The organism is Streptomyces sp. NPDC050658 (assembly GCF_044457025.1).
Lineage (GTDB): Bacteria > Actinomycetota > Actinomycetes > Streptomycetales > Streptomycetaceae > Streptomyces.
The window spans coordinates 101,318-124,511 of the sequence record NZ_JBITGM010000001.1 but is presented as its reverse complement, the minus strand read 5'-3'; the positions used below and the strand labels follow the sequence as shown (position 1 = coordinate 124,511).

Here is a 23,194-nt window from a genome sequence, read left to right as displayed (position 1 = left end):
CTGCGCGGGGGGGGGCGGGGGGGGCGGGCCCCCCCCCCCCCCCCGGCGGGGGCCCCCCCCCGCGCCCCCCCCCGGGGGGGGCGCGGGGGGGGCCCCCCCCCCCGGCCCCCCCCGCCCCTGCGTCGTACGCGTGCGGCGGTCGGCTGCTACAGCGCCTGCGCCGCCGGCTTCACCATGCCGCGGACCGTCCGCGACTTCACGAAGTCGCCCATGGCGGTCATTTCCCACTCGCCGGTGAACTGCTTGATGAGCTTCGCCATCATCACGCCGGTCTGCGCCTCGGCGTTGGTGAGGTCGAAGCGGACCAGCTCCTCGCCCGTCGCCGCGTCCAGGAGGCGGCAGTAGGCCTTGGCGACCTGCGTGAACTTCTGCCCGGAGAACGAGTTCACGGTGAAGACGAGCCCCGTGACGTCCTGCGGAAGGCGGCCGAGGTCGACGACGATCACCTCGTCGTCACCGCCGCCCTCGCCCGTGAGGTTGTCGCCGGAGTGCTTGATCGCGCCGTTCACGATCGACAGCTTGCCGAAGTAGCAGCTGTCCACGTGGTTGCGCTGCGGGCCGTACGCGATGACCGAGGCGTCCAGGTCGATGTCCTTGCCGCGGTACGCAGGCTCCCAGCCGAGGCCCATCTTGACCTGGGAGAGGAGCGGGCGGCCGCCCTTGACCAGGGACACCGTCTGGTTCTTCTGCAGGTTGACCCGGCCCTTGTCCAGGTTGATCTTCCCGGCGCCGGGGGCGGGGGCCGCGGGCGCGGCGGCCGGGGCCGGGGCGGCGACGCGGGGGTCCGCGACCGGCGGGGGCGGGCCCTGGACGGGGGCGCCGGTGGGCGGGGCCATCGGGGCGGCGGGGGCGGGGGCGGGGGCCGGCGCCGGGGCGGGCTCCTCCACGGAGACGCCGAAGTCCGTCGCGATGCCCGCGAGGCCGTTCGCGTACCCCTGGCCGACGGCGCGGGCCTTCCATGCGCCGTTGCGCAGATAGACCTCGATGACCACGAGGGCGGTTTCGCCGCCGAGCTGCGGAGGCGTGAAGGTGGCGAGGACGGAGCCGTCGTCCGCGTTGCGGATGGTGGCGGTGGGCTCGATGCCCTGGAAGGTCTGGCCCGCGGCGTCGGGGCTCGCGGTGACGACGATCTTCTCGATGCCGGAGGGGACGGCGGTGGTGTCCACGGTGATCTTGTCGGGCGTCGTGCCGCCGCCCGACTGGTAGGTCACGCCGGGGCCCGAGGGCTGGTTGAAGAAAATGAAGTCGTCGTCGGAGCGAACTTTGCCGTCGGCGGTGAGCAGCAGGCCCGATACGTCGAGCCGCACCGGTGCGGCGACGTCCACCGCTACGCGGGTGGCGGTGAGAGGGATGTTCGAGCCGGGTGTCATTGCGGTCATGCACGGGGTAACGAACGTCCCGGCTTTGCCGTTCCCTTACCTGGGAATTTTTCCTTCCCCCTCACCGGCTCCGCCACAGTCCGCTACGGCACCACCACGATCTTCCGGCCCACCCCCGACGCGAAACGGGACAAGGCCTCCGGATACGACGTCAGCGGGAGCCGGTCGCTGATGAAGACGTCAGGGTCCAGGACGCCGCCGGCGAACAGTTCCGCCGCCCGTTCGTAGCTGTGCAGCACTGCCATCGAGCCGGTGATGGTGATCTCCTGGTTGTAGATCCGGTACGGGTCGATGCTCACGCGGGTGGCGTAGTCCGCCACCCCGAACTGCAGGAACGTACCCGCCTTGGCGACCCGCCCGAGCCCGTCCTGGATCGCCCCCGCGTTCCCCGTCGCGTCGACCACGATGTCCCAGCCCTGCGGCCGCTCCAGCTCGTCCGCGCCCGCGGCCGACCCCGAGACGCCCAGCCGCCGCGCCGTGGCGAGGCGGTCCGGGTTGAGGTCCACGACGTCGACGCTCGCCGCCCCCGTCCGCTTGGCGAGCTCCAGCATCATCAGGCCCATCGTCCCCGAGCCGTAGATGAGGACGTGCGCGCCGAGCCGCGCGCGCAGCACGTCGTAGCCGCGCACCGCGCAGGACAGCGGCTCGATGAGCGCCGCGTCCTGGGTGCGGACGTGCTCCGGGAGGCGTACGCAGTTGGCGACGGGCGCGACCGCGTACTGGGCGGCGCCTCCCGCCGTGGTGACGCCGATCGCCGCCCACCGCTCGCAGAGGTTGTTGTGGCCGGTGCGGCAGTAGCGGCACTCGTAGCAGTAGAGGGAGGGGTCGACGGCGACGCGGTCGCCGACGGCCAGCTCCGTGACCTCGCTGCCGAGTCCGACCACCTCCCCGGCGAACTCATGTCCCGGCACCACGGGCAGAGTCGGCGCGAACTCGCCCTGGAGGATGTGCAGATCCGTCCCGCACAGACCGCACGCGGCGACCTCGACGACGACGTCGCGCGGACCGGGTGTCGGGTCCGGCACCTCGGCGACCACTGCCCTGCCGACGGACTCGATGACGGCGGCCTTCATTTCACTGCTCCCAACGAAAGGCCCTGGACCAGCTTGTCCTGGGCGGCGAACCCCGCGGCGAGCACCGGCAGGGAGATCACGAGCGACGCGGCGCACACCTTCGCCAGGAACAGGCCCTGGCTGGTGATGAAGCCGGTGAGGAAGACGGGCGCGGTCTGGGCGACGACGCCGGTGAGCACCCGTGCGAAGAGGAGTTCGTTCCAGCTGAAGATGAAGCAGATCAGGGCCGTCGCCGCGATGCCGGGCAGCGCGATCGGCGCCACCACGCGCGCGAGGATGGTCGGCAGGCGCGCCCCGTCGATCTGCGCGGCCTCGATGATCGCGACCGGTACTTCGGCGAGGAAGGACTGCATCATCCACACCGCGATCGGCAGGTTCATCGACGTATAGAGGATGACCAGGAGCCAGATGTTGTCGAGCAGCTCCGTGTTCTTGGCGAAGAGGTAGATCGGCAGCAGGCCCGCCACGACCGGCAGCATCTTCGTCGACAGGAAGAAGAACAGGACGTCCGTCCACTTCTTCACCGGGCGGATCGACAGGGCGTACGCGGCGGGCAGTGCCAGCAGCAGTACGCACAGGGTCGAGGCGACCGACGCCACCGTCGAGTTGATCAGCGCGGGCCAGGGGCTCGCGCCGCCGCCCGTGCCGAAGAAGTCGCGGTAGCCGTCCAGGGTGAGCGAGGCTGCCAGCGAGGGCGGGTTGGTCGCCGCGTCCTCCTCCGAGTGGAAGGAGGTCAGCGTCATCCAGGCGATGGGCAGGAAGAACAGGATGCCGGCCAGCCAGGCGGTCAGGCCGAGGGCTCGGGGCCGTAGGCGCGTCGTGACCGTGCTCATGCGCGGCCCACCTCCTCACGGAACAGCGACGAGACGACCCGCAGGGCGAAGGTCGCGATGATGATCGAGCCGATGACGACGAGGACGCCGGCGGCGGACGCCAGACCGTTCTCATGGGCCTGGTAGAAGCTCTGGTAGACGGTGTAGGGCAGGTTGGCGGTGCCGAGGCCGCCCGAGGTGATGGTGAAGACGGCGTCGAAGTTCTGCACGATGTACACCGAGCCGAGCAGCGCGCCCAGTTCGAGGTAGCGGCGCAGATGCGGCAGCGTCAGGAAGCGGAACACCTGCCAGTTGTTCGCGCCGTCCATCCGGGCCGCCTCGATCAGCTCGGTGTCGCGGCTCTGCAGCCCGGCCAGCAGGATCAGCATCATGAAGGGCGTCCACTGCCAGATCAGGGACAGCTCGATCGCGATCAGCGGGGTGTTGGACACCCAGTCGGGCTGGGCCGCGCCGTCGCCGCCCACCCAGTGCAGCAGGCCGTTGAACAGCCCGTACTCGGGGTTGTAGAGCACGTGCTTCCACAGCAGCGCGGCGGCCACCGGGACTAGAAGGAACGGCGCGATCAGCAACGTACGCACGATTCCGCGCCCCCGGAACTTCCGGTCGAGGAGCAGGGCGAGGCCGAGCCCGATGACGAGGCTCGCGATCACGACGGTGGCCGTGAGCACGATGGTCGTCAGGACGGACTTGCGCAGGTCCGGATCGGTGAGGACCTCGGAGTAGTTGGCGAGGCCGGTGAAGCTGCGGGCGTCGGGGTAGAGGGCGTTCCAGTCGAAGAAGGAGATCACCAGCGTGGCCACGAACGGCAGTTGGGTGACCACGACCATGAAGATCAGGGCAGGCAGCAGCGGGGCCCTGGTGGCCCAGGTGCGCAGCTTTCCCGGTACGGGTGGCTTGGCGGCCGTCGGCACGCGTGCGTGCCCGACGGCGGTGGTGCTCGCGGTGGCGGTCATCGTCCCTCGTACTCCTCGGCGATCTTCTCGGCGAGCTGCTGCGACTTCCTCAGGGCCGAGTCGACGGACTGCCGCCCGGCGATGGCCGCGCTGATCTCCTGGGAGACCTTTGTCCCGAGGTCGGTGAACTCGGGGATGCCGACGAACTGGATGCCGGGCGCGGGCCGGGGCTGCACGCCCGGATCGCGGGGCCGCGCGCCCTCGATGGCGGCGCGGGTGACGTCCTGGAAGGCGGCGGCTTCCTTCCGGTACGCGGGGTTGGCGTACGTGGAGGCGCGTTTGCCCGCGGGGACGTTCGACCAGCCGATCTGCTCGCCGACCAGCTCCTCGTACTCCTTGCTCGACGCCCAGGAGACGAACTTCCAGGCCTTGTCCGGGTTCCGGGACGCCTTCTGCAGACCCCAGGCCCAGGTGTAGAGCCAGCCGGAGCTCCTCGTCTTCTCGACGGGCGCCGGTACGTAGCCGATCTTGCCCTTGACCGGGGACTTGGCGGACTCCAGGGAGCCCGCGGCGGCGGTGGCGTCGTACCACATGGCGGTCTTGCCCTGGGTGAGGTTGTTCAGGCACTCCGCATAGCCGGACTGGGCGGCTCCGGCCTCGCCGTGCTCGCGGACGAGGTCTACGTAGAAGCGAGTTGCCTTCTCGAACTCGGGTGAGTCGAGGCGAGCCTTCCACCCCTTGTCGAACCACGTCCCTCCGAAGGTGTTCACCACGGTCGTCAGGGGCGCCATCAGCTCGCCCCAGCCGGGAAGGCCGCGCAGGCAGATGCCCTTCATCCCGGACTCGGCACCGTCCACATCGGCCGCGAGCTTCGCCACCTGCTGCCAGGTGGGGTGCTCGGGCATCGTCAGGCCCGCCTTCTTGAAGACGTCCTTGCGGTACATCAGGAAGGACGACTCTCCGTAGAAGGGCTGTCCGTAGAGCTTGCCGTCGTCGCCGGTGAGCGACTGGCGCATGGACGGCAGGACGTCCTGCTCGTCGTACGCCTTGTCCTTGCGGGTGTACGAACCCAGCTCGTGCAGCCAGCCGTTCTTGGCGTAGATCGGTATCTCGTAGTTGCTGAGCGTCGCGACGTCGTACTGACCCGCCTGATTGGCGAAGTCCTGGCTGATCTTGTCGCGGACGTCGTTCTCGGGCAGGACCGTGAAGTTCACCTTGATGCCCGTCTTCCTGGTGAAGTGGGCGGCGGTCAGCTTCTGCAGCTCGACCATCTGCGGGTTGTTCACCATCAGTACGTTGATGGAGTCGCCGCCTCCGGTCCCGCCGGCCCCGGCCCAGCAGCCGGAGAGCAGCGGGGCAAGCAGCGTCCCTGCGGCGGCAGCGGCTAGCGCGCGCGGCCTCCGTCGGCTCTGGGTTCGCATGGATGCTCCTGGACTTCATGGGGACTTATGGGGTGCGTGGGGGTGTGGTGAGGCGTGGTGAGGCCGTGTCGGGGGTGTTTCAGGGCGTGCTGAAGCTCGGGACGGCGCCGGAAGGTGCCGAAGGTGTCGAACGTGCCGCTGGTGGCGTCAGACCCGGATGACCTGCGGCCCCTGGAGCGAGTAGCGGTGCGCCTCGGACGCGGGCAGCCGGCTGCTCGTGACGATGGCCTCCAGATCGCCGACGTGCGCGAACCGGCAGAAGCTCGCCGCCCCGAACTTGGTGTGCACGCCCGCGAACACGGTGCGCCGCGAGGCCCGGATGGCCTGCGCCTTCACCTCGCTGACGGCCGGATCAGGCGTCGTCAGGCCGTGTTCACGGGAGATGCCGTTGGCGCCGATGAACGCCAGGTCGATGACGAATCCGGCCAGCATCCGCGTCGTCCAGTGGTCGACGGTCGCGAGGGTGCCGGGCCGGACCCGGCCGCCGAGCAGCAGCACCGACATGTTCTCGGCCTCGGCGAGCGCGCCCGCCGTCGCGAGGGACGCGGTGACCACGGTCAGGGCGCGGCCCCGGGCGGCCTCGGGCAGCGCCTCGGCGATGAGCTGCGGGGTGAAGCCCTCGTCGACGAAGACCGTCTCGGCATCGCCGAGCAGCTCGGCGGCGGCGCCCGCGATCCTGCGCTTCTCCGGGACGTGCATGGTGGTGCGGAAGGCGAGCGTCGTCTCGAAGCCCGCGCTCTCCACGGGATAGGCGCCGCCGTGGGTGCGGCGGACCAGGCCGTGGTCCTCCAGGGCGCGCAGGTCGCGGCGGACGGTCTCCTTGGCGACGCCCAGCTCGGCGGCGAGTTGGGTGACGTCCACGGAACCGGAGTTCCGCGCCGCCCGGACGATCTTGCGCTGACGTTCTTCCGCGGTCACGGCCGCCGCCTCCCTCCTCGCTGGATGCCCGTTCGGGCCCTGTGGGGAAGTTCTACAGCGCCGGTGGGGGCGTGGCCAGGCCTGGCACGGGGGCGATGATGCCCGTATCTGCCCGTTCGCTGGGGCCGCGGCCTGGGAAACGCGCGGCGGCCTTGCCCGTTCGGGGGTAGGGGGTTGCCCGTTCGCTGCCCGTTCGGTGCCCGTAGGCGCGGCGGGGGCGCCCGGTGGGGCAGTCCGGACGCGATGGCGCGGATCCGGCTCAAGTCGCCGGTGGAATAGGTAAGTTGATCGCTCCGAGGGGTGCGTGTGACGGGGGAGCGATGACGCAGACGGTGGACGCCGCGTGAGGGCCGAGGACGCCGCGCGCCGCATCCTCCAGGAGGCCGGGCGCGCCGACGCCGGACCCGGCGCCCTGGAGTGGTTCCTCGCCCCGGAGTCCGAGGCCGCGGCCGGTGCCGTACGCGAGGGCCTCGCCCTGCCCGACGGCAGCGTGTGGGCCCTCGGTGTCCTCGCGCTCGGCCACCTCGACTGGTGCCGCTACCTCGCGGGAGGCGGGGCCGACCGGGCGGTGCTCGGCTCCGCGGTGCTCTGGTTCGCCCTCATCCACGAGCAGGACCCCGGACAGGTGCCGCCGGGCCTGCGTCCGCTGTTCGCCACTGTGTCCGGCGGGCCCGACGGCGCCGCGACGGAACCGGGCTTCGCGTACGACGCGGCCGTCGGCGTCACGGTCGGCTTCCAGCAGCGCCGCTTCCCCGGCGCCCTGCCCATCGCCGAGGCGCTGCTGCGGCACGCCGCCGCCGCTGTCGGCGACGGCAGTCTCCATCAGGGCATGTGTCTGTCCGACCTCGGACTCGTCCTCCTGTACGCCTTCCAGGACGGTGCGGGGCTCGACGTGCTCTCCGAAGCCGTCGACTGCGGCCGCGCCGCCGTGGCCTGCGCACCCGGCGACCGGGACGAACAGGCCCGCAGACACAGCAACCTGGGGTACACGCTCCGGCACTGGGCGGAGGCCAGCGCCCACCGGGAGCTGCTGCGGGAGGCGGTCGCCGAACTGCGCGGGGCGGTGGACCTGTGCACGGAGGGCAACCCCTTGCGCGCACAGCACGTGGCCACCCTCGGCTCCGCGCTGTGCACCGCCGCCAAGAGCCTCGGGGATCCCGCGCGGCTCCCGGAGGCCATCGGCCTGCTGCGGTCGGCGCTCACGGAACCGGACGCCGTGCTGGCGCACCGCGCCTCGTTCCTCTCCGACCTGGGCATCGCCCTGATCACCTGGGCCGTGCAGGGCGACGACCGCGCCGAGTCGTACGACGAGGGGATCGCCGCCTGCCGCCGCGCCGCCGAGATCGCCACCAACGCCGTCGAGCGCACCGTGTACCTGACCAACCTCGCCCTGATGCTGGGTGAGCGCGCCCAGCGCACCGGCGCGCCGCGTGCCCTGGAAGAGGCGTGCGCGGCCGCCCGTGACGCCCTCGACGGAGCGCCGCCCGGACATCCGATGCTCGCCCAGGCGCACTTCGGCCTCGCGGGCGTGCTCGGCGCGCGGCACGCCGCGACGGGCTCCGTCGCCGATCTGGACGAAGCGGTCGACCACGCACGCCGGGCGGTCCATGCCGTACCGACCGAGGACCTGGGCCGCCGGGTGCGGCACGGCATCGAACTCGCCGACCTGCTGCGGCGCCGCGCCGTCGCACGACAGGCGACCGCAGTCCCCGGGGAAGTCCCCGACGAACTCCACGAGGCGGTCACGCTGCTGCGCGGCCTCGACCAGGAGGTGCCGGCCCGCTCCGCGGAACGCGCCCGCATCCTGCTGGCGCTCGGTCGCTGCCTGGAGGTCCGGGCCGCCGCCGGCTCCGACGCGGACGCCGACGACGCCGTCGACTGCTTCCTCAAGTGCCTCGTCCTGCCGCCCCCGGGCAGCGACTTCGAAGCCGACGTACGTTTCGATCTCGGGGCGGCGCTGACCCGCCGTGCCACCGACGACGAGGCCTGGCGGCAGGGCGCCGTCGAACTGCGCCGCGGGCTCGACCTGCTGCCGCCCGACTCCCCGCAGCGCTGGGAGCGCCAGGCGGAGTACGCCGTGGCCCTCGCGCACCGGGGCGAGGCGACGAGCGATGCGGGGCCGTACGAGGAGGCGGTGCGCCTGCTGCGCGAGTCGGTCACGCACGTACCGGACGCGTACGCCTCCCAAGGCTCCCTGTACCGCTCGAACCTCGGCACGGTGCTCGCCAAGCTCGCCATGCGCACCGGCGACGTCGCCCTCTTCGCCGAGGCGGAGGCCGCCCACCGGGAAGCCGTCGCCATGGCCCCGGAGCAGGACCACCGGCGCGTGGAGCGGCTCGGCGGACTGGGTGAAACCCTGCTGGCCCGCGCCGAGTTCAGCTCGGAGCCCGCGCTCCTGAAGGAGGCCGTCGAGGTGCTGCGCGCGGCCCTGGACAGGTCCGACGGAGCCGCGCCGGGCCGGGCAGGCTGTCTCGTCTCCCTCGGCGAGGCCCTGCGCACCCTGGCCCGCTTCACCGGCGACCCCGCCACGCTGGAGGAGGCCGTCAGCCGCCACCGGGAGGCGGTCGCCGTCTCGACGGGACCCGACGCGTCCGTGGCCCTGCTCAGCCTCGCGAACAGCCTGGCCGACTCCTACCGCCACAGCCGTGAGGCAGGGCTGAACGACGAGGCCGTGCGGCACTTCAGGGCGGCCCTGGCCCTCGTGCGGCCCGGATCCGACGAGCGGGGCATGGTCCTCACCGGCCTCGGCTACTGCGAGTGGTACCGCGCCGTCGACAGCGGCGACGAGGCCCTCATGGACTCCGCCGTCGGCACGCTCCGCGAGGCCGTGACCCAGGTGCCGGGGGCGCGCATCGGCATGGCGCTGACGAATCTGGGCGGCGCCCTCATGGACCGCGCCCGCGCCACCGGCAACCGCGTCTGGCTCACCGAGGCCGTGACGGTGCTGCGCCGCGCCCTGCGGGAGAGCCCGCCGACGGCCATGGAGCGCTCCCTGCACCTGAACAACCTGGCCGAGGCGCTGCGCCGCTGGTACGAGACGGTCGGCGACGTGGCCGCCGTCGACGAGGCGGCCGGACTGCTGCGCGCCGCGGTGGACGCGGAGCACGGCGAGCAGCTGGGCGCCGAACTGGCCGCGATCAATCTGGGGGTCGTGCTGAACAGCCGGGCCCGGATCGACGCGGACGCGGGCGCCGCCGCCGAGGCCCGCCAGGTGCTCGAAGCGGTGGCGGACCGGCTCGGCGAGCGGCATCCGCAGCGGCCCTTCGCCCTGCTGCACCTGGCGGACGCCTGCGTCATCACCGCCCAGCTGGCACGGGACACCGACGCGGCCCTGGCCCGCCGCTCGCTGCACCAGGCGGTCGCGGCCGTCCGGGAGCCCCTCGCGGGGACACCGAAGACCCATCCCAACCACGGCATCGCGCAAGGCCTGCTGGCACAGACCCAGCTGAGCCTCGCCGCGCTGGGCGAACGGGCCGACCTCGCGGAGGCGGTGCGCCTCGCCCGCGACTGCGCGCACAACCCGGTCGTCCCCGGCGTGGTCCGGCTCCTTGCCGCGCGCTCCTGGGGCGAGGCCGCCGCCAGGGCCGGTGACCGCCCCGACGCCCTCGACGGATTCGCGTACGCCGTCGCCCTGTTGCCCTCCATCGCCCCGCGCGACCTCGCCCGTGCCGACCAGGAGGCGCGGCTGCGCATCAGCACCGGCCTGGCGGGCGACGCCGCCGCGCTCGCGCTCGACGCGGGCTCGGCGGGCCGCGCCCTCGCGCTGCTCGAACAGGGCAGGGGCGTGCTCCTCGCCCAGGGTCTGGAGAACCGGGCCGACGTGTCGCGGCTGCATGACCTCGACGCGGGCCGCGCCGCCGAGTTCGAGCGGATCCGTGACCAGCTGAGCACACCCCCGCGCGACGACCACGAGGCCGGGGTGACCGCCGAGGCCCGGCAGACCCTGGCCCGGCGCTGGGACCGACTCCTGGCGGAGATCCGGGAGTTGCCGGGCCTCGCCGGATTCCTCCGGCCGCCGTCCGTGGCGGAGCTGAGCACCGCCGCCGCCGAAGGCCCCGTCGTCGTGGTCAACGTCAGCGGCTACCGCTGTGACGCCCTGATCGTCACCGCGGACGCCGGGATCGACGTGGTGCCGCTGCCCGGCCTCACCCCGGCCGCCGCCCGGTCGCGGGCCGCGGAGTTCATCGACGGGATCGACGAGGCGTACGGAGGAAAGGGGACGGACAGCGCGGTCGCCGCGATGCGGGCGCTCTCCACGACGCTGGGCTGGTTGTGGGACACGGTCGCCGCACCGGTGCTCGAACGGCTCGGCCTGGACGCCGTACCGGGCGACGGCGAGGCCTGGCCCCGGCTGTGGTGGTGCGCCACCGGCTGGCTGTCCTTCCTGCCGCTGCACGCGGCCGGGCGCGGCGCTCCGGACTCCGGCACCTGGGTGCTCGACCGCGCCGTCTCCTCGTACACGCCGACCGTGCGCGCCCTCGTCCGGGCCCGCGCGGGACTCGCCCCGGCCGCCTCCGCCCGGCCGTCGCCGCTGGTCGTCGCGCTCGCCGAGACGCCTGGGGCGGCGCCGCTGCCGGGTGCGTCGCGGGAGGCGGCGCTGCTCGCGGAGCTGTTCCCCGAAGGGCGCCTCCTGTCCGGGGCCGACGCCACGGTGGACGCGGTGGGCCGGGCGCTCGACGGACACCCCTGGGCGCACTTCAGCTGCCACGGCGTCAGCGATCTGCTCAGCCCCTCGCAGAGCGGCCTGGTCCTGCACGACGGGCGGTTCACCGTGTTCGACGCCGCGGCCCAGCGCCCGCGCGATCCGCGGCTCGCGGTGCTCTCGGCCTGTTCCACGTCGAGGGGCGGCGTCGACCTGCCCGACGAGGCGGTGCAGCTGACGGCGGCCTTCCAGCTGGCCGGCTACCCGCAGGTGATCGGCACCCTGTGGCCCGTCGCCGACGAGCTTGCGACGCGGCTGACCGAGGAGCTGTACGCCGCGCTCGCCGACGACGTGGCACACGGGCGCCCCATCGATCCGGCCGCCGCCCTGCACGGCCCGGTCAGAGCCCTGCGCGACCGCTACGCGCGGGCGCCGCACCTGTGGGCGGCGCACGTCCACACGGGTCCGTGAACCGCCGCCCGCTCAGGGCGTCTCGGGCTCCGCGGTCCCCTGGACGCCGGGCGCGGTCTCGCCCATCGCGGTGCCCGAAGGCCCCTGCGGCAGCTCGTCCGGCTCCGCCATGTCGTCGGTGGGGGAGTAGGTCCTGCGGTCGGCGAACTCCGCCACCAGGGCGGCCAACTCCGCGTCATCGCCCATCGGCTGATCCTCCGTCATCGGCTGCCGCCTCCCTGTCCGCCGCTGCCGCCGAAGGCGACAGGAGCACTTCGAGCACCTCTATGTCGCTCGCCCGCACATGTACGCCCGCGGTGCCGGGCACCTTCCCGAGAAACGTGCCGTCGGACCCCATCCGGTACTGGGCCTGCAGATAGAGGTCCCCGTCCTGCGGGTACGCCGACACGGCCGACCGCGAGCCGAGCCAACCGCCCACCCAAAGACCGGACTTGAGGCGCATCCTGACGAAGCAGGACCCGCGGTCGCGGAAGAGGGCGTCCCACGCGGTCGGCGTCGGCTCGTACCGCGCCCGCGCGTGCCGCCGCGACCAGGCCGCCTGGGCCCAGGCGAGCGCGGAGGGCACGACGACGATCAGGAGCAGCGCCGCGATCCCCGCCCGGCGGGGCTCGCGCATGACGCCGGCGAGGGGCCCGTCGCCGCCCCCGGACAGGATCCGCACCAGCCAGGGCCCGGCCGCCACCGCGTACACGGCGTCGAGCAGGGCGCCCGCGGCGATGGCGCGCACGATCCGGTTCTGCGGCTCCTGCTCGGCGGCGACACCGCCGCGCAGCCGCTCCCGTACGGCCTGGTGGAAGACGCCGGGCAGCACGAGGATCAGCAGGATGGTCAGCTGCTGCACCGTTCCCGGAACCATCGTGGTGCCGTACCCCCGTTCGCGTGTGTCCCAGTGGGCCTCAGGATGACCTACGCGGGCGCCTCGCGGGCAGGGGTTCGGCGATCAGTGCGGCCACATCGGGGGATTGGTGCAGAAGTGCCCGCCCAGGGCCGCGTGGTCCGGGTTGGCGGGGTCCAGCTCGCCGTGCTCGGCGACGAGCTTCTCGGCGTACTGCTCGGAGTCGTCCTGTGGTGCGTAACCGAGCGCCCGCGCCGACGAGAGGTCCCACCACAGCCGGGTGTTGGCCGACGACCCGTACACCACCGTGTGCCCGACATCGGGGGCGGTGAGTGCCGCGTGGAAGAGCCGCGCGCCGTCGCCCGGCGACATCCACACCGACAGCATCCGTACGCTCGTCGGCTCCATGAAGCAGGAGCCGATGCGCACCGAGACCGTCTCGACGCCGTGCCTGTCCCAGTAGAGCTGGGCGAGGTCCTCGCCGAAGGACTTGGAAAGGCCGTAGAAGGTGTCGGGGCGGCGGGGGGTGTCGACGGGGATCAGCGGGTCGTCGCCGAGCGGCCGGGGCGTGAAGCCGACCGCGTGGTTCGAGGAGGCGAAGACGATCCGGCGTACGCCCTCCTCGCGGGCCGCCTCATAGAGGTTGTACGTCCCCTCGATGTTCGCCCGCAGGATGTTGTCGAAGGTGGACTCCAGGGAGATGCCCGCGAGATGGAGGACCGCGTCGACGCCCCGCACGGCCTCGCGCAGCGCCGCGCGGTCCGCGAGGTCCGCCGTGATCGCGCCCGGTTCGCCCTCGATCGGCCGCATGTCGAGCAGCCGCAGCTCGTACCCGTAGGCGGGCAGCAGCCCGCGCATCAGGGTGCCGAGGCCGCCTGCGGCGCCGGTGAGCAGGACGGTGCGGGGAGCGGGCATGAGGGAATCTCCTCGGATCGGCTGCCGTATCCGCCGGCGTCATCCGCGTGTGCGTACGGCATTCACAAGTGTGGACACGCTAGGGATCGGTTCCCCGCCGCGTCAAGTGTCGTACGGAGGCGGTGAATCCGCTCCTGGATCGCCGTTCCGCTCCGAATCTTCACGCTTGACCAGGGGTTGGGCGGCGCCTTAGCGTGGGTCTGTTCAGAAATATGGACGTGGATCAGAAACGTGTACGCCAAGGGAGAGCCTGTGACGTCAGCACCCCTCGCCGCTCGACTCAGCATCCCCAGCGGGCCGCTGTTCTTCCCGGTCACCGCCTTCGGTCCGGACGGCTCCGTGGATCTCGACGTCTACCGCGCGCACGTCCGCGCGGGCGTCGAGGCGGGGGCGGCGGCCGTCTTCGCCTGCTGCGGCACCGGCGAGTTCCACGCCCTGACCCCCGAGGAGTTCCGGGCGTGCGTGGCCGCCGCCGTCGAGGAGACCGCGGGGCGGGTCCCCGTCGTCGCGGGCGCCGGGTACGGCACGGCGCTCGCGGTGCGGTACGCGCGTCTGGCGGAGGAGGCGGGCGCCGACGGGCTGCTCGCCATGCCGCCCTATCTCGTCGTCGCCGGACAGGAGGGGCTGCTGCGGCACTACGCCGAACTGGCCGCGGCCACCGCACTCGACGTGATCGTCTACCAGCGCGACAACGCCGTGTTCACCCCGGAGACCGTCGTCGCCCTCGCCCGCACCGAAGGCGTCATCGGCTTCAAGGACGGCCTCGGCGACCTGGACCTGATGCAGCGCGTCGTCAGCGCCGTACGGAGCGAAGTCCCGGAGGATTTCCTCTACTTCAACGGACTGCCCACCGCCGAGCTGACCGGCCTCGCCTACCGCGGCATCGGCGTCACGCTCTACTCCTCGGCCGTCTTCTGCTTCGCGCCCGACATCGCACTCGCCTTCCACCGGGCCTTCAACGCCGCAGACCCCAGGAGCGCCGAGGGGGATGCCGCCGTCAACCGGCTCATCGACGGCTTCTACCGGCCCTTCGTCGAACTGCGCGCCGAAGGCCGCGGCTATGCCGTCTCGCTCGTCAAGGCGGGCGTCCGGCTCGCCGGGCTCGACGTCGGCGGCGTCCGCACCCCGCTGCACGAACCGGCCGACGACCACGTCAAACGGCTCGCCGAACTCGTCGAGCGCGGCCGGGCGTTGCTGCGGACGGAGGCGGGCGCGTGAGGGCCTCCGCCTTCCTCTACCCCTGGGACGTCGTCGGCGACCCCGACGCGCCCGCCCGCGTCGCGGACCTCGGCGTCCGGCAGGTCACCCTCGCCGCCGCCTACCACTCCACACGCGCGCTGACCCCCCGTCACCCCCGCCACCGCATCGTCACGGCCGAGCACGCCGCCGTGCTGTACGAGCCCGACGTCACCCGCTGGCAGGGGCGCGCCCTGCGGCCGTACGCGCCGGGCGACTGGGCCGGAACCGACGCCTACAGAGAGGCCGCCGAAGCGCTGGCCGCCACAGGGCTCGACGTCCACACCTGGGTGGTCCTCGCCCACAACTCCCGGCTGGGCGCGGAACATCCGGACACTTCCGTGGTCAACGCCTACGGAGACCGCTACCCGTGGGCACCCTGCATCGCACAGCCCGCCACGCGCGCGTACCTCGTCGACCTCGCGGCGGAAGCGGCTGTGCGCCCGGGAGCGCGCGGCACCGAGCTGGAGTCCCTCGGCTGGTACGGCCTCGCGCATCTGCACGCCCACGACAAGACCGCCGGGGTACCGCTCGGGGAGGCCGGGCAGTACCTGATGTCGCTCTGCTTCTGCCCCACGTGCCGTACGGGCTACGGGGAACAGGGCCTGGACCCGGCCGAGTTGGCCACCGACGTACGCCGGGCCCTTGAACCCCTCTGGCGCGGCGAGCGGCCCACCGGCGGCTGGGCGGGCGTCGAGAAGCTGCTCGGCGCCGACAAGGCGGCCGCCACGCGCGCGTGGCGCGACGTGGCCGCCCGCACCCTCCAGGAGACGGCGGTCGCGGCGGTCCGCGCGGCCGCCCCCGACGGCTTCCAGGTGCTGCTGCACGCGCACCCGGTGACGTACCAGTGCGGGGCGAACGCCGGAGTCGACCCGGAGCACATCCTCTCCGTGGCGGACGGAGTGGTCGTACCCTGCACGGGCGGCGCCGACCTCCTCACCGCGTTCGTGCCGTACCGCACCGAACGCACCACCCTCGCCGCGAACCTCACCGTCGTGTCCGGCATGGGCGGTCACCCCGGACGTCTCGCCGAGGACGCCGCGCACGCGGCCGGTCTCGGCGCCGACGAACTGCGGCTCTATCACGCGGGGTTGGCGTCCGACGAGGATCTCGCCCAGGTGAGGAAGGCGCTGGCGCACATCGAGCAGCCGTCGGCACGCCTCAAGTAACCCCTGTCGCACCGGAAGTGAAAGCGATTACCATCCGGCGCAGGCATTCGCTCCACTACGAGGAGACAAGGTGCGCAACAAGGGGATATCGGCGCTGATCTGTGCCGGGTTCATGGCAGGCGCGGCAGTGCTCGGCGGGGCCGTGCCCGCCGCTGCGCAGCCGGACGGGGGAGGGGCCGCCGCGACCGACATCCGGGATCGGCTGGAGAAGATCCCGGGCATGAAGGTCGTCTCCGTGGCGGACAGGGAGGGCTACCCCTTCTACACGCTCAGCTACGCCCAGCCCGTCGACCACGACGACCCGGACGCCGGCACGTTCACCCAGCGCGCCACGCTCTGGCACAAGGCGACGGACAAGCCGACGGTCCTCTACACCGGCGGCTACACCCTCGCGTCCAACACCACCGCCCTCACCAAGCTGATCGACGCCAACCAGGTCAGCGTCGAGCACCGCTACTTCGAGCAGTCCCGCCCGGCGGGCCCGGCGGGCTCCGACTGGTCCAAGCTCACCGTGCAGCAGGAGGCCGCCGACGAGCACCGCCTCACCCAGGCGCTGCGCGGCATCGAGAAGGGCAAGTGGCTCGGCACGGGCGCCAGCAAGGGCGGCATGACGGCGACGTACCACGAGCGCTTCTACCCCGAAGACCTGGACGCGGTCGTCGCGTTCGTGGCGCCCAACGACGCCAACAACAAGGACGACAGCGGCTACGAGCGCTTCTTCAGGACGGTGGGCACGGCCGAGTGCCGGACCGCGCTCGACGCCGTGCAGCGCGAGATGCTCGTACGCCGTGACGCCCTGATCCCCAGGTTCGAGGCGGACGCCAAGGCCAACGGCGACACCTTCGAGGAGACCCTCGGCACCACCGACCGCGCCTATGAGTTCGCGGTGCTCGACCAGGTGTGGAACTTCTGGCAGAGCGGCACCATCGACAACTGCCCGACCGTGCCCGACGCCAAGAAGGCCACGGACGACGAGCTCTACGGCTGGTCGAAGAAGCACGGCTTCAGCGTCTACCAGGACGAGACCCTCGGCACCAACGGCACCGGACCCTACTACCGGCAGGCCGCCACCCAGCTCGGCTGGGCCGACCTGAAGTTCAAGCACCTCAAGGACGTCCGCCACTACCCGGACATCTACCAGCCCAACTCGGTGCTGCCCGAGGCCATGCGCGGCTCGTACAACAACCGGACCATCGCCGACGTCGACCGCTGGGTGAAGACCCGCGGCCAGCGGATGATGTTCGTGTACGGCGAGAACGACCCGTGGAGCGCGGAGAAGTTCACGCCGAGCAACCGTGACTCCTACCGCTACGAGGTGCCCGGCTCCAATCACGGCGCCTCGATCGCCAAACTGCCGGCCGCCGAGCAGGCCGAGGCCATCGCCACCATCAAGCGCTGGGCGGACGTGAAGTAGTCCGTGGGCGGGTCCGCGGCGCGTCGCGATGAGTTTCCGGGGAGCGGACGGTCTAAAGGTCTAAAGGTCTGAAGGTCTGGAGCAGGCCTGGAGCAGGCAAGGACCGCAACGCCCCGGAGGCACCCATGACGGACATCATCGACTTCGCGCCGCAGGCCCGGCTGGTGGCAGGGATCGCGCAGGGCGTCACGGACGGACAGCTCTCGGCGCCCACGCCCTGTCCGGAGTACGAGGTGCGCCATCTGCTGGGCCACCTGGTCGGGCTGACCGGGGCATTCAGGGACGCGGGGCGCAAGGACTTCGGGCCGCACCTCGACCAGGATCCGGGCAGCGCCCTTCCGGAGCTCGGCCCCGGCTGGCGCACGGAACTGCCCAAGCTGCTCGACGAGCTGGTGGAGACGTGGCGGGACCCGGCCGCGTGGCAGGGCATGACGCGGGCCGGCGGCATCGATCTGCCGGGTGAGGTCGCGGGCATGGTCGCCCTCGACGAACTCGTCGTACACGGCTGGGACCTGGCACGCGCGACGGGCCAGGCATACGCACCCGATGAGGCGAGCCTCGGGGTGGCGCAGGCCTTGCTGACACCGGAGGAGGGCGCTTCGTCGTCCGAGGGCGGCCTGTTCGGGGCCCCCGTCGCGGTCCCGGACGACGCGCCGCTGCTCGACCGCGTGATCGGTCTCAGCGGCCGCGACCCGCGCTGGACTCCGGGCACGTAGCGGCCGGAGCCTTCTCCGGCCTTCTCCGGATCGGGTATCGATCGAGTAAAGGGTCTTCCCGGGGTCTCGCGGTCGCCCGTGTGATGCGCGTAGACAAGGCGCGTAGACAGGTGTTGACCTGCTCTGACTGTTGCCCCTACACAGACTCTGATCCGGAGAGACCGCTCTATGCGCAAGTCCCTACGGGTGGCGGGTATCGCCACCGCATGTGCCGTCGCCGGTGCCGCGCTGTACGGCGCCGGCGCCGCCACCGCCGACAACACCTCGGCCCGGCACACCGCCGAACCGCACAACATCGGCCTGCTCGTCGGCGAGATCGACGACTACTACGGCGCCTACCAGGACGCCGACGGCGTCTGGCGCTCCTCGCCCGACAGCCCGTACGCCAAGGACCTGGCGCGCATCCAGGCGAAGGCGAAGAAGGACATCAAGAAGGCCGCCGCGCGAGCCGGGCACGGCGGGAAGGGCGCGAAGGGCACGAAGGGCGGTGAGCACGGCAAGAAGCCCGCGATCGTGCTCGACGTGGACGACACCTCGCTGCTCAGCTTCGACTACGAGAAGACCACCAACTACACGTACAACAGCGCCACTTGGGACGCCTATGTCAAGGCGGCCAAGCGCCCCGCCGTGTTCGGCATGCCCGAGCTCGTCCGGTACGCGAAGAGCAAGGGCGTCGAGGTCTTCTTCCTGACCGGCCTGAGTGAGGCGCAGCGCGAGGGCGCCGTCACCAACCTCGCCAAGGCCGGGTACGACACGCAGCTGGACAAGAAGCACGTGTTCACCAAGGACAAGACCAACCCGCCCGCCTATCTGGGCGACTGCGCCACGCCCGCCAAGTGGGAGTGCACGACGGTGCAGTTCAAGGAGGGCACCCGCAGGCACATCGAGTCGACCGGCTACGACATCGTCGGCAGCTTCGGCGACCAGGTCTCCGACCTCGCGGGCGGTTACGCGGACAAGACGTACAAGCTGCCGAACCCGACGTACTTCGTGGAGTAGGTCCGGCACGGCCGGGTGGGTGAGTGCTCGGCATCCCGAGATAGGTTGCATTCCTGACTAGGTCGCTCTACGGTCTAGGTAGCTCACATGCTCATGGGGCCGTGCGGCGTGCGCGCCGCACGGCCCTTTCGGGAAGGGGGACCCCACCATGACCATCTCGCCGGACTTCTCGACGGCCTCCACGGCCCTGACCGCCGTGCTCGGCGGCTATCTGCTCCTCGTCGAGCCCTGGTACGGCCGCCGCGTCTACGGTTCGCTCGAACGCCGCCGCGACACCGAACCGCGCGCGCTCGTCCGCTACTTCACCTTCGTCCTCGCCTTCTGGTGGGTCTTCGCCGCGCTCGCCGTGGCGGCGCTGCTGCTCTCGCCGGACATGTCCGCCGCCGACATCGGCATCGCGGCGCCCGACTCGCCGGTCTCCGCGGCCGTCGTGATCGTCCTGGTGGCAGCCGTCTCCGTCATGTCGGGGCGGAAGATGCGGGCCCTCGCCGAAGGCGGCAGGAACGTGCCGGGGCTCGCCTCCATCCAGGCCATGCTGCCGCGCACACCGCAGGAGCGGCGCCTCGCGATCGCCGTCGCGGTGACCGACGGCGTCTGCGCCGAACTCGTCTACCGCGGGCTCCTGATCGCCTTCGGCGTCGGCGTCCTCGGCCTCGACCTCTATGTGGCGGCGGCGCTTTCGGCTCTCGTGTACGGGGCCGCCGGCTTCTACCAGGGCCGCAGCGGTGTCCTCGTCTTCGCCGGGGTGGGCCTGGTGTTCGCCGGGCTCTATGTGACCACCGGGAGCCTGCTGGTGCCCGTCGCCGTCCATATCGCCATGTCCGTACGCGACTTGACGCTTCCGGTGCCGGCGCCGATCGGCTCCGTCGCCTCGCCTTCCTCGTACGAGCCGACCCCGAAGGGCAGCTGACCGTGACCCCATCCGCCTCCTCAGGCGCGAAGACCGACCGCAGGGCCAGCTGGTTCAAGGGGGTGCTCGATCTGCTCGTGCTCGCCAGCCTGACCGACGGCGAGAGCTACGGCTACGAGATCGCCAAGCTGCTCGGCAGCGCGGGGTTCGGGCAGATCAAGGGCGGCACGCTCTATCCCGTGCTGAACCGGCTTGAGGAGGCGGGGCTCGTCGCCGCCGAGTTCCGCGCCACGGAGAAGGGGCCCGGGCGGCGGTACTACTCCCTCACGGACGCGGGGCGTCAGACGCTCGGCGAGCAGGGCGGGCTCTGGCTCGCCTTCGACGGATCCGTGCGCGAGGTCCTCGCCAAGGCGGGTGTGCGATGAGCTACTTCGCCGAACTGGCGGACCGGCTGCGGGAGCACGGGGTGCCCGCCGAGCAGGTCGAGGCGACCCTCGCGGATCTGGCGGCGCATCTGGAGGAGTCGGGCGGGGACCCCGAGGCGGAGTTCGGACCCGTGGACGAGTTCGCGCGGTCGCTGGCGCCGGCGGAGGGGAGCCGGGGTGCCGATGCTCCGGGGGCGCACGTCGAGACATGGCGGTGGACCGCCGATACGTACGTCGACGAAGAGCTGCTCAATCGCTTCGGCGACGAGGGGTGGGAGGTGGAGCGGGTCGACGCGCTCGGGCGCTTCGTCAGCCACCGGGACGTCGAGCGGCCGCAGCGGTGGGAGTACCGGCGGGAGCTGATCACCCGGGGGCGGGAGGGGCTTGACGAGCGGCTTGCGCCCGAGGGGTGGGAGGCGTGCGGGAACTGGATCGTGTACGCCTGGTTCAAGCGGCCTCGGGCCGCCGATCTCGGGCCGGGGGCGGAGATCGTGGCTCCGCCGGTGGTGCCGGGGAGGGTGCGGTTCTTCAGCCGGCGGTTCTATGCGCTGGTGGGTGTGGCGGCGGCGGTTGTGGTCCTGGCGGGTGTTGGGGTTGCCGTCGATGACGGCGAGGCCGGCAGCGGGCTCGGCTTCGCCGGGGGGATCCTGGTGGGGGCGTTGGTTCCGTTCGCCGGGTTCTGGGGCTGGCAGGTGTGGAAGTCGCGCCGTTGACCTCCGCGGGGTGCGGGTCGCTTTGACCGGCACCCCGCGACTGTGGGCACAGCGGTGGTGGCTACGAGTTCAGCGCCGCCTGCATCATGGCCCTCGCGATCGGGGCCGCCAGGCCGTTGCCGCTCACCTCTGACCTTGCCGCGTCCGAGGACTCGATGATGACCGCCACCGCGACCTCCTTGCCGTCGCCGCCCTTCGCGTAGGACGTGAACCAGGCGTACGGCGTCTTGCTGTTGTTCTCGCCGTGCTGGGCCGTGCCCGTCTTGCCGCCCACGTCCGCGCCGCTGATCCGCGCGTTCGTGCCGGTGCCCTTCTCGACGACCGTCTCCATCGCGGACTGCAGCTCGCTCGCGGTGCCCTCGCTCATCACCCGCTCCGAGTCGGCGTCGTCGTACGACTCGAGGGCGTTGCCGTCCGCGTCGGTGATCTGGGAGACCATGTGCGGCGCGACCAGCTCCCCGCCGTTGGCGATCGCGGCCGAGACCATCGAGATCTGCAGCGGCGTCGCCGTCACGTCGAACTGGCCGATGCCGGTCAGGGCGGTCTGCGCCTTGTCCATGTCGGAGGGGTAGACGCTCTTGGCCGCGCGCACCGGCACGTCCAGCTTGTCGGCGTTGAAGCCCATCTTCTCGGCCATCGACTTGACCTTGTCCTGGCCCAGGTCGACCGCCATCTTCGCGAAGACGTTGTTGCAGGAGTACTGCAGCGCCGTACGGATCGTCGCGTCCTCGCAGGGCGCGCTCGCGTTCTCGTTCTTCAGGACCGTGGTCGTGCCGGGCAGCGTGTACGGGTTCGGGCTGTCCGTCCTGGTGTCCGCCGAGCCGTAGAGCCCGTCCTCCAGGGCGGCTGCCGCCACGACCAGCTTGAACGTCGAACCCGGCGGCAGCGGCTGCCGCAGCGCGCGGTTGACCATCGGCTTGTCCTCGTCGCCGGTCAGCGCCTTCCACTCCTTGGAGTCCGTGGAACCGCTGATGTCCGAGGGGTCGTACGACGGCGTCGAGACCATGCCGAGGATCTTGCCCGTCTTCGGGTCGACGGCGACCGCCGCGCCCTTCTTGTCGCCGAGCGCCTTGTACGCGGCCTTCTGCACGGCCGGGTCGATGGTCGTGACCACGTCACCCGGATCGGCGCGCTTGTTGGTGACCGTGTCCAGGGGGTTCTTCAGCCGGGTGTCGGTGCCGTCGAGGACGTCCTTGTAGACGCCCTCGATCTGCGTCGCCCCGTACACCTGCGAGCTGTAGCCGGTGACGGCCGAGTAGAGATCGCCGTTCTTGTATGTGCGCTTGTACGCGAGGTCCCCGCCCTTCGTCCGCTCGGAGCCGGTGATGGCCGCACCGCCCACGATGATGTCGCCCAGCGGGTTCGCGTACTGCTCGATCGCGTTGCGCCGGTTCAGCTTGTCGTCCGCGAGAGCCTTCGAGTCGTAGAACTGCACCCACGTCGCCCGCACCAGGAGGGCGAGCACGAGCAGCAGCGCGAAGACCGAGGCATGCCTGATCGTCTTGTTCATCCCGTGGGAGGACGAGCGGCGCGGATGCTTTCGTTCCGATCTGCCGGGTTTCTTAGAGATTCCTCATAGAGGGGCGGGCATCGTCGGCCGGCGGGTCAGGCGTCGTCGCTGTTCATGAAGCCCGCCTCGTACGCCGCGATCACCGCCTGCGTGCGGTCCCGCGCCCCCGTCTTGGCGAGGACGGCCGCGACATGCGTCTTCACCGTCGCGGGCCCCACGCCCATCCGCCCGGCGATCTCCGCGTTGGTGAGCCCCGCCGCCATCAGCCGCAGCACCTCGCTCTCCCGCCCGGTGAGCCTGGCCACCCAGGCGGGCGCGGCGGGCTTCTCGCGCCCGTGCTCGGCGGCCAGCGCGCGCACCGCCGCCGGGAAGAGCAGCGAGTCGCTGCGCGCGACGAGCCGCACCGCCTGCACGAGCGCGTCCGCGTCGGCCCGCTTGAGCAGGAACCCGGAGGCCCCGGCCCGCAGCGCCTCGTACACATAGGCGTCGTTCTCGAAGGTCGTCACGACCACGATGCGCGGCGGATCGTCGAGGGTCGCCAGGATCTGTTCGGTGGCGCGGATACCGTCGATCTCCGGCATGCGTACGTCCATCAGGACCACGTCCGGCTTCAGCTCCCGCACGACGGACACTGCCTCCGCGCCGCTCGCCGCCTCGCCGACGACCTCCAGGCCCTCCTCGGCGGAGAGGATGACGCGCAGGGCGGTGCGCACCATCCGCTCGTCGTCGGCGAGGACGATGCGGATGGGGGCGGCTGCTGTCTCGGTCGTCATGCGGGTCCC

General features: G+C 71.9%; 20 protein-coding genes. 9 read left to right on the top strand and 11 right to left on the bottom strand.

The window, feature by feature from the left end:
• Nucleotides 1–146 precede the first annotated feature (146 nt).
• The 6 genes from ACIBKX_RS00630 to ACIBKX_RS00605 form a co-directional block, all read right to left on the bottom strand.
• The gene (locus ACIBKX_RS00630) at nucleotides 147–1,370 is read right to left on the bottom strand and encodes a TerD family protein (protein ID WP_363275415.1); all 1,224 of its coding nucleotides are present in this window, start codon (nucleotides 1,368–1,370) and stop codon (nucleotides 147–149) included.
• Between the two features lie 92 nt (nucleotides 1,371–1,462).
• Complete coding sequence (locus ACIBKX_RS00625; protein ID WP_363275408.1) at nucleotides 1,463–2,452, bottom strand: zinc-dependent alcohol dehydrogenase family protein; 990 nt, start codon at nucleotides 2,450–2,452, stop codon at nucleotides 1,463–1,465.
• Nucleotides 2,449–3,285, bottom strand: a complete 837-nt coding sequence (locus tag ACIBKX_RS00620; RefSeq protein ID WP_363275407.1) for a carbohydrate ABC transporter permease — start codon at nucleotides 3,283–3,285, stop codon at nucleotides 2,449–2,451. The genes ACIBKX_RS00625 and ACIBKX_RS00620 overlap by 4 nt, the downstream gene beginning before the upstream one ends.
• Nucleotides 3,282–4,238, bottom strand: a complete 957-nt coding sequence (locus tag ACIBKX_RS00615; protein ID WP_363275406.1) for a sugar ABC transporter permease — start codon at nucleotides 4,236–4,238, stop codon at nucleotides 3,282–3,284. Before ACIBKX_RS00615 ends, ACIBKX_RS00620 begins: the two co-directional genes overlap by 4 nt.
• Nucleotides 4,235–5,599: a sugar ABC transporter substrate-binding protein gene (locus ACIBKX_RS00610; protein ID WP_363275405.1), complete on the bottom strand. Its 1,365-nt coding sequence runs from the start codon at nucleotides 5,597–5,599 to the stop codon at nucleotides 4,235–4,237. The genes ACIBKX_RS00615 and ACIBKX_RS00610 overlap by 4 nt, the downstream gene beginning before the upstream one ends.
• Before the next feature lie 147 nt (nucleotides 5,600–5,746).
• Nucleotides 5,747–6,517: a DeoR/GlpR family DNA-binding transcription regulator gene (locus tag ACIBKX_RS00605; protein ID WP_363275404.1), complete on the bottom strand. Its 771-nt coding sequence runs from the start codon at nucleotides 6,515–6,517 to the stop codon at nucleotides 5,747–5,749.
• Nucleotides 6,518–6,860: 343 nt separating this feature from the next.
• Between ACIBKX_RS00605 and ACIBKX_RS00600 the strand changes: the two genes are divergently transcribed.
• Nucleotides 6,861–11,630, top strand: coding sequence for a CHAT domain-containing protein (locus ACIBKX_RS00600; RefSeq protein WP_363275403.1), 4,770 nt, complete (start codon nucleotides 6,861–6,863; stop codon nucleotides 11,628–11,630).
• Nucleotides 11,631–11,642: 12 nt separating this feature from the next.
• Here the strand turns inward: ACIBKX_RS00600 and ACIBKX_RS00595 are convergent, their stop codons facing one another.
• The 3 genes from ACIBKX_RS00595 to ACIBKX_RS00585 all read right to left on the bottom strand — a co-directional run bounded on the left by ACIBKX_RS00595 (nucleotide 11,643) and on the right by ACIBKX_RS00585 (nucleotide 13,380).
• Nucleotides 11,643–11,834, bottom strand: coding sequence for a hypothetical protein (locus ACIBKX_RS00595; RefSeq protein WP_363275402.1), 192 nt, complete (start codon nucleotides 11,832–11,834; stop codon nucleotides 11,643–11,645).
• A complete protein-coding gene (locus ACIBKX_RS00590) occupies nucleotides 11,806–12,486 on the bottom strand; it encodes a DUF6338 family protein (RefSeq protein WP_363275400.1) in 681 nt (226 codons plus the stop codon). The genes ACIBKX_RS00595 and ACIBKX_RS00590 overlap by 29 nt, the downstream gene beginning before the upstream one ends.
• An 84-nt stretch (nucleotides 12,487–12,570) precedes the next feature.
• The gene (locus ACIBKX_RS00585) at nucleotides 12,571–13,380 is read right to left on the bottom strand and encodes an NAD(P)-dependent oxidoreductase (protein ID WP_363275399.1); all 810 of its coding nucleotides are present in this window, start codon (nucleotides 13,378–13,380) and stop codon (nucleotides 12,571–12,573) included.
• A 252-nt stretch (nucleotides 13,381–13,632) separates the two neighbouring features.
• Between ACIBKX_RS00585 and ACIBKX_RS00580 the strand changes: the two genes are divergently transcribed.
• The 8 genes from ACIBKX_RS00580 to ACIBKX_RS00545 all read left to right on the top strand — a co-directional run bounded on the left by ACIBKX_RS00580 (nucleotide 13,633) and on the right by ACIBKX_RS00545 (nucleotide 20,902).
• Entirely contained in the window at nucleotides 13,633–14,598 is a 966-nt protein-coding gene (locus ACIBKX_RS00580; protein ID WP_363275398.1) for a 5-dehydro-4-deoxyglucarate dehydratase, read from the top strand.
• Nucleotides 14,595–15,785 (top strand): hypothetical protein, encoded by a 1,191-nt coding sequence (locus tag ACIBKX_RS00575; protein ID WP_363275397.1) that lies wholly within the window; start codon nucleotides 14,595–14,597, stop codon nucleotides 15,783–15,785. Before ACIBKX_RS00580 ends, ACIBKX_RS00575 begins: the two co-directional genes overlap by 4 nt.
• Nucleotides 15,786–15,855: 70 nt before the next feature.
• Nucleotides 15,856–17,199, top strand: a complete 1,344-nt coding sequence (locus ACIBKX_RS00570; protein ID WP_363275395.1) for a S28 family serine protease — start codon at nucleotides 15,856–15,858, stop codon at nucleotides 17,197–17,199.
• Between the two features lie 125 nt (nucleotides 17,200–17,324).
• Nucleotides 17,325–17,915 carry a TIGR03086 family metal-binding protein gene (locus ACIBKX_RS00565; RefSeq protein ID WP_363275394.1) on the top strand — a complete coding sequence of 197 codons (591 nt, stop codon included), beginning with the start codon at nucleotides 17,325–17,327 and terminating at the stop codon, nucleotides 17,913–17,915.
• A 168-nt stretch (nucleotides 17,916–18,083) separates the two neighbouring features.
• Entirely contained in the window at nucleotides 18,084–18,914 is an 831-nt protein-coding gene (locus ACIBKX_RS00560) for an HAD family acid phosphatase (RefSeq protein WP_363275393.1), read from the top strand.
• A 148-nt stretch (nucleotides 18,915–19,062) separates the two neighbouring features.
• Nucleotides 19,063–19,824 (top strand): CPBP family intramembrane glutamic endopeptidase, encoded by a 762-nt coding sequence (locus ACIBKX_RS00555; protein WP_363275391.1) that lies wholly within the window; start codon nucleotides 19,063–19,065, stop codon nucleotides 19,822–19,824.
• 2 nt (nucleotides 19,825–19,826) lie between these two features.
• Complete coding sequence (locus tag ACIBKX_RS00550; RefSeq protein WP_399375539.1) at nucleotides 19,827–20,189, top strand: PadR family transcriptional regulator; 363 nt, start codon at nucleotides 19,827–19,829, stop codon at nucleotides 20,187–20,189.
• A complete protein-coding gene (locus tag ACIBKX_RS00545) occupies nucleotides 20,186–20,902 on the top strand; it encodes a hypothetical protein (protein ID WP_363275390.1) in 717 nt (238 codons plus the stop codon). The genes ACIBKX_RS00550 and ACIBKX_RS00545 overlap by 4 nt, the downstream gene beginning before the upstream one ends.
• 61 nt (nucleotides 20,903–20,963) lie before the next feature.
• Here the strand turns inward: ACIBKX_RS00545 and ACIBKX_RS00540 are convergent, their stop codons facing one another.
• Both ACIBKX_RS00540 and ACIBKX_RS00535 read right to left on the bottom strand, forming a co-directional pair.
• Nucleotides 20,964–22,412, bottom strand: coding sequence for a penicillin-binding transpeptidase domain-containing protein (locus ACIBKX_RS00540; RefSeq protein WP_363275389.1), 1,449 nt, complete (start codon nucleotides 22,410–22,412; stop codon nucleotides 20,964–20,966).
• A gap of 95 nt (nucleotides 22,413–22,507) precedes the next feature.
• Nucleotides 22,508–23,185, bottom strand: a complete 678-nt coding sequence (locus ACIBKX_RS00535; protein ID WP_363275388.1) for a response regulator transcription factor — start codon at nucleotides 23,183–23,185, stop codon at nucleotides 22,508–22,510.
• Between the last annotated feature and the right edge of the window lie 9 nt (nucleotides 23,186–23,194).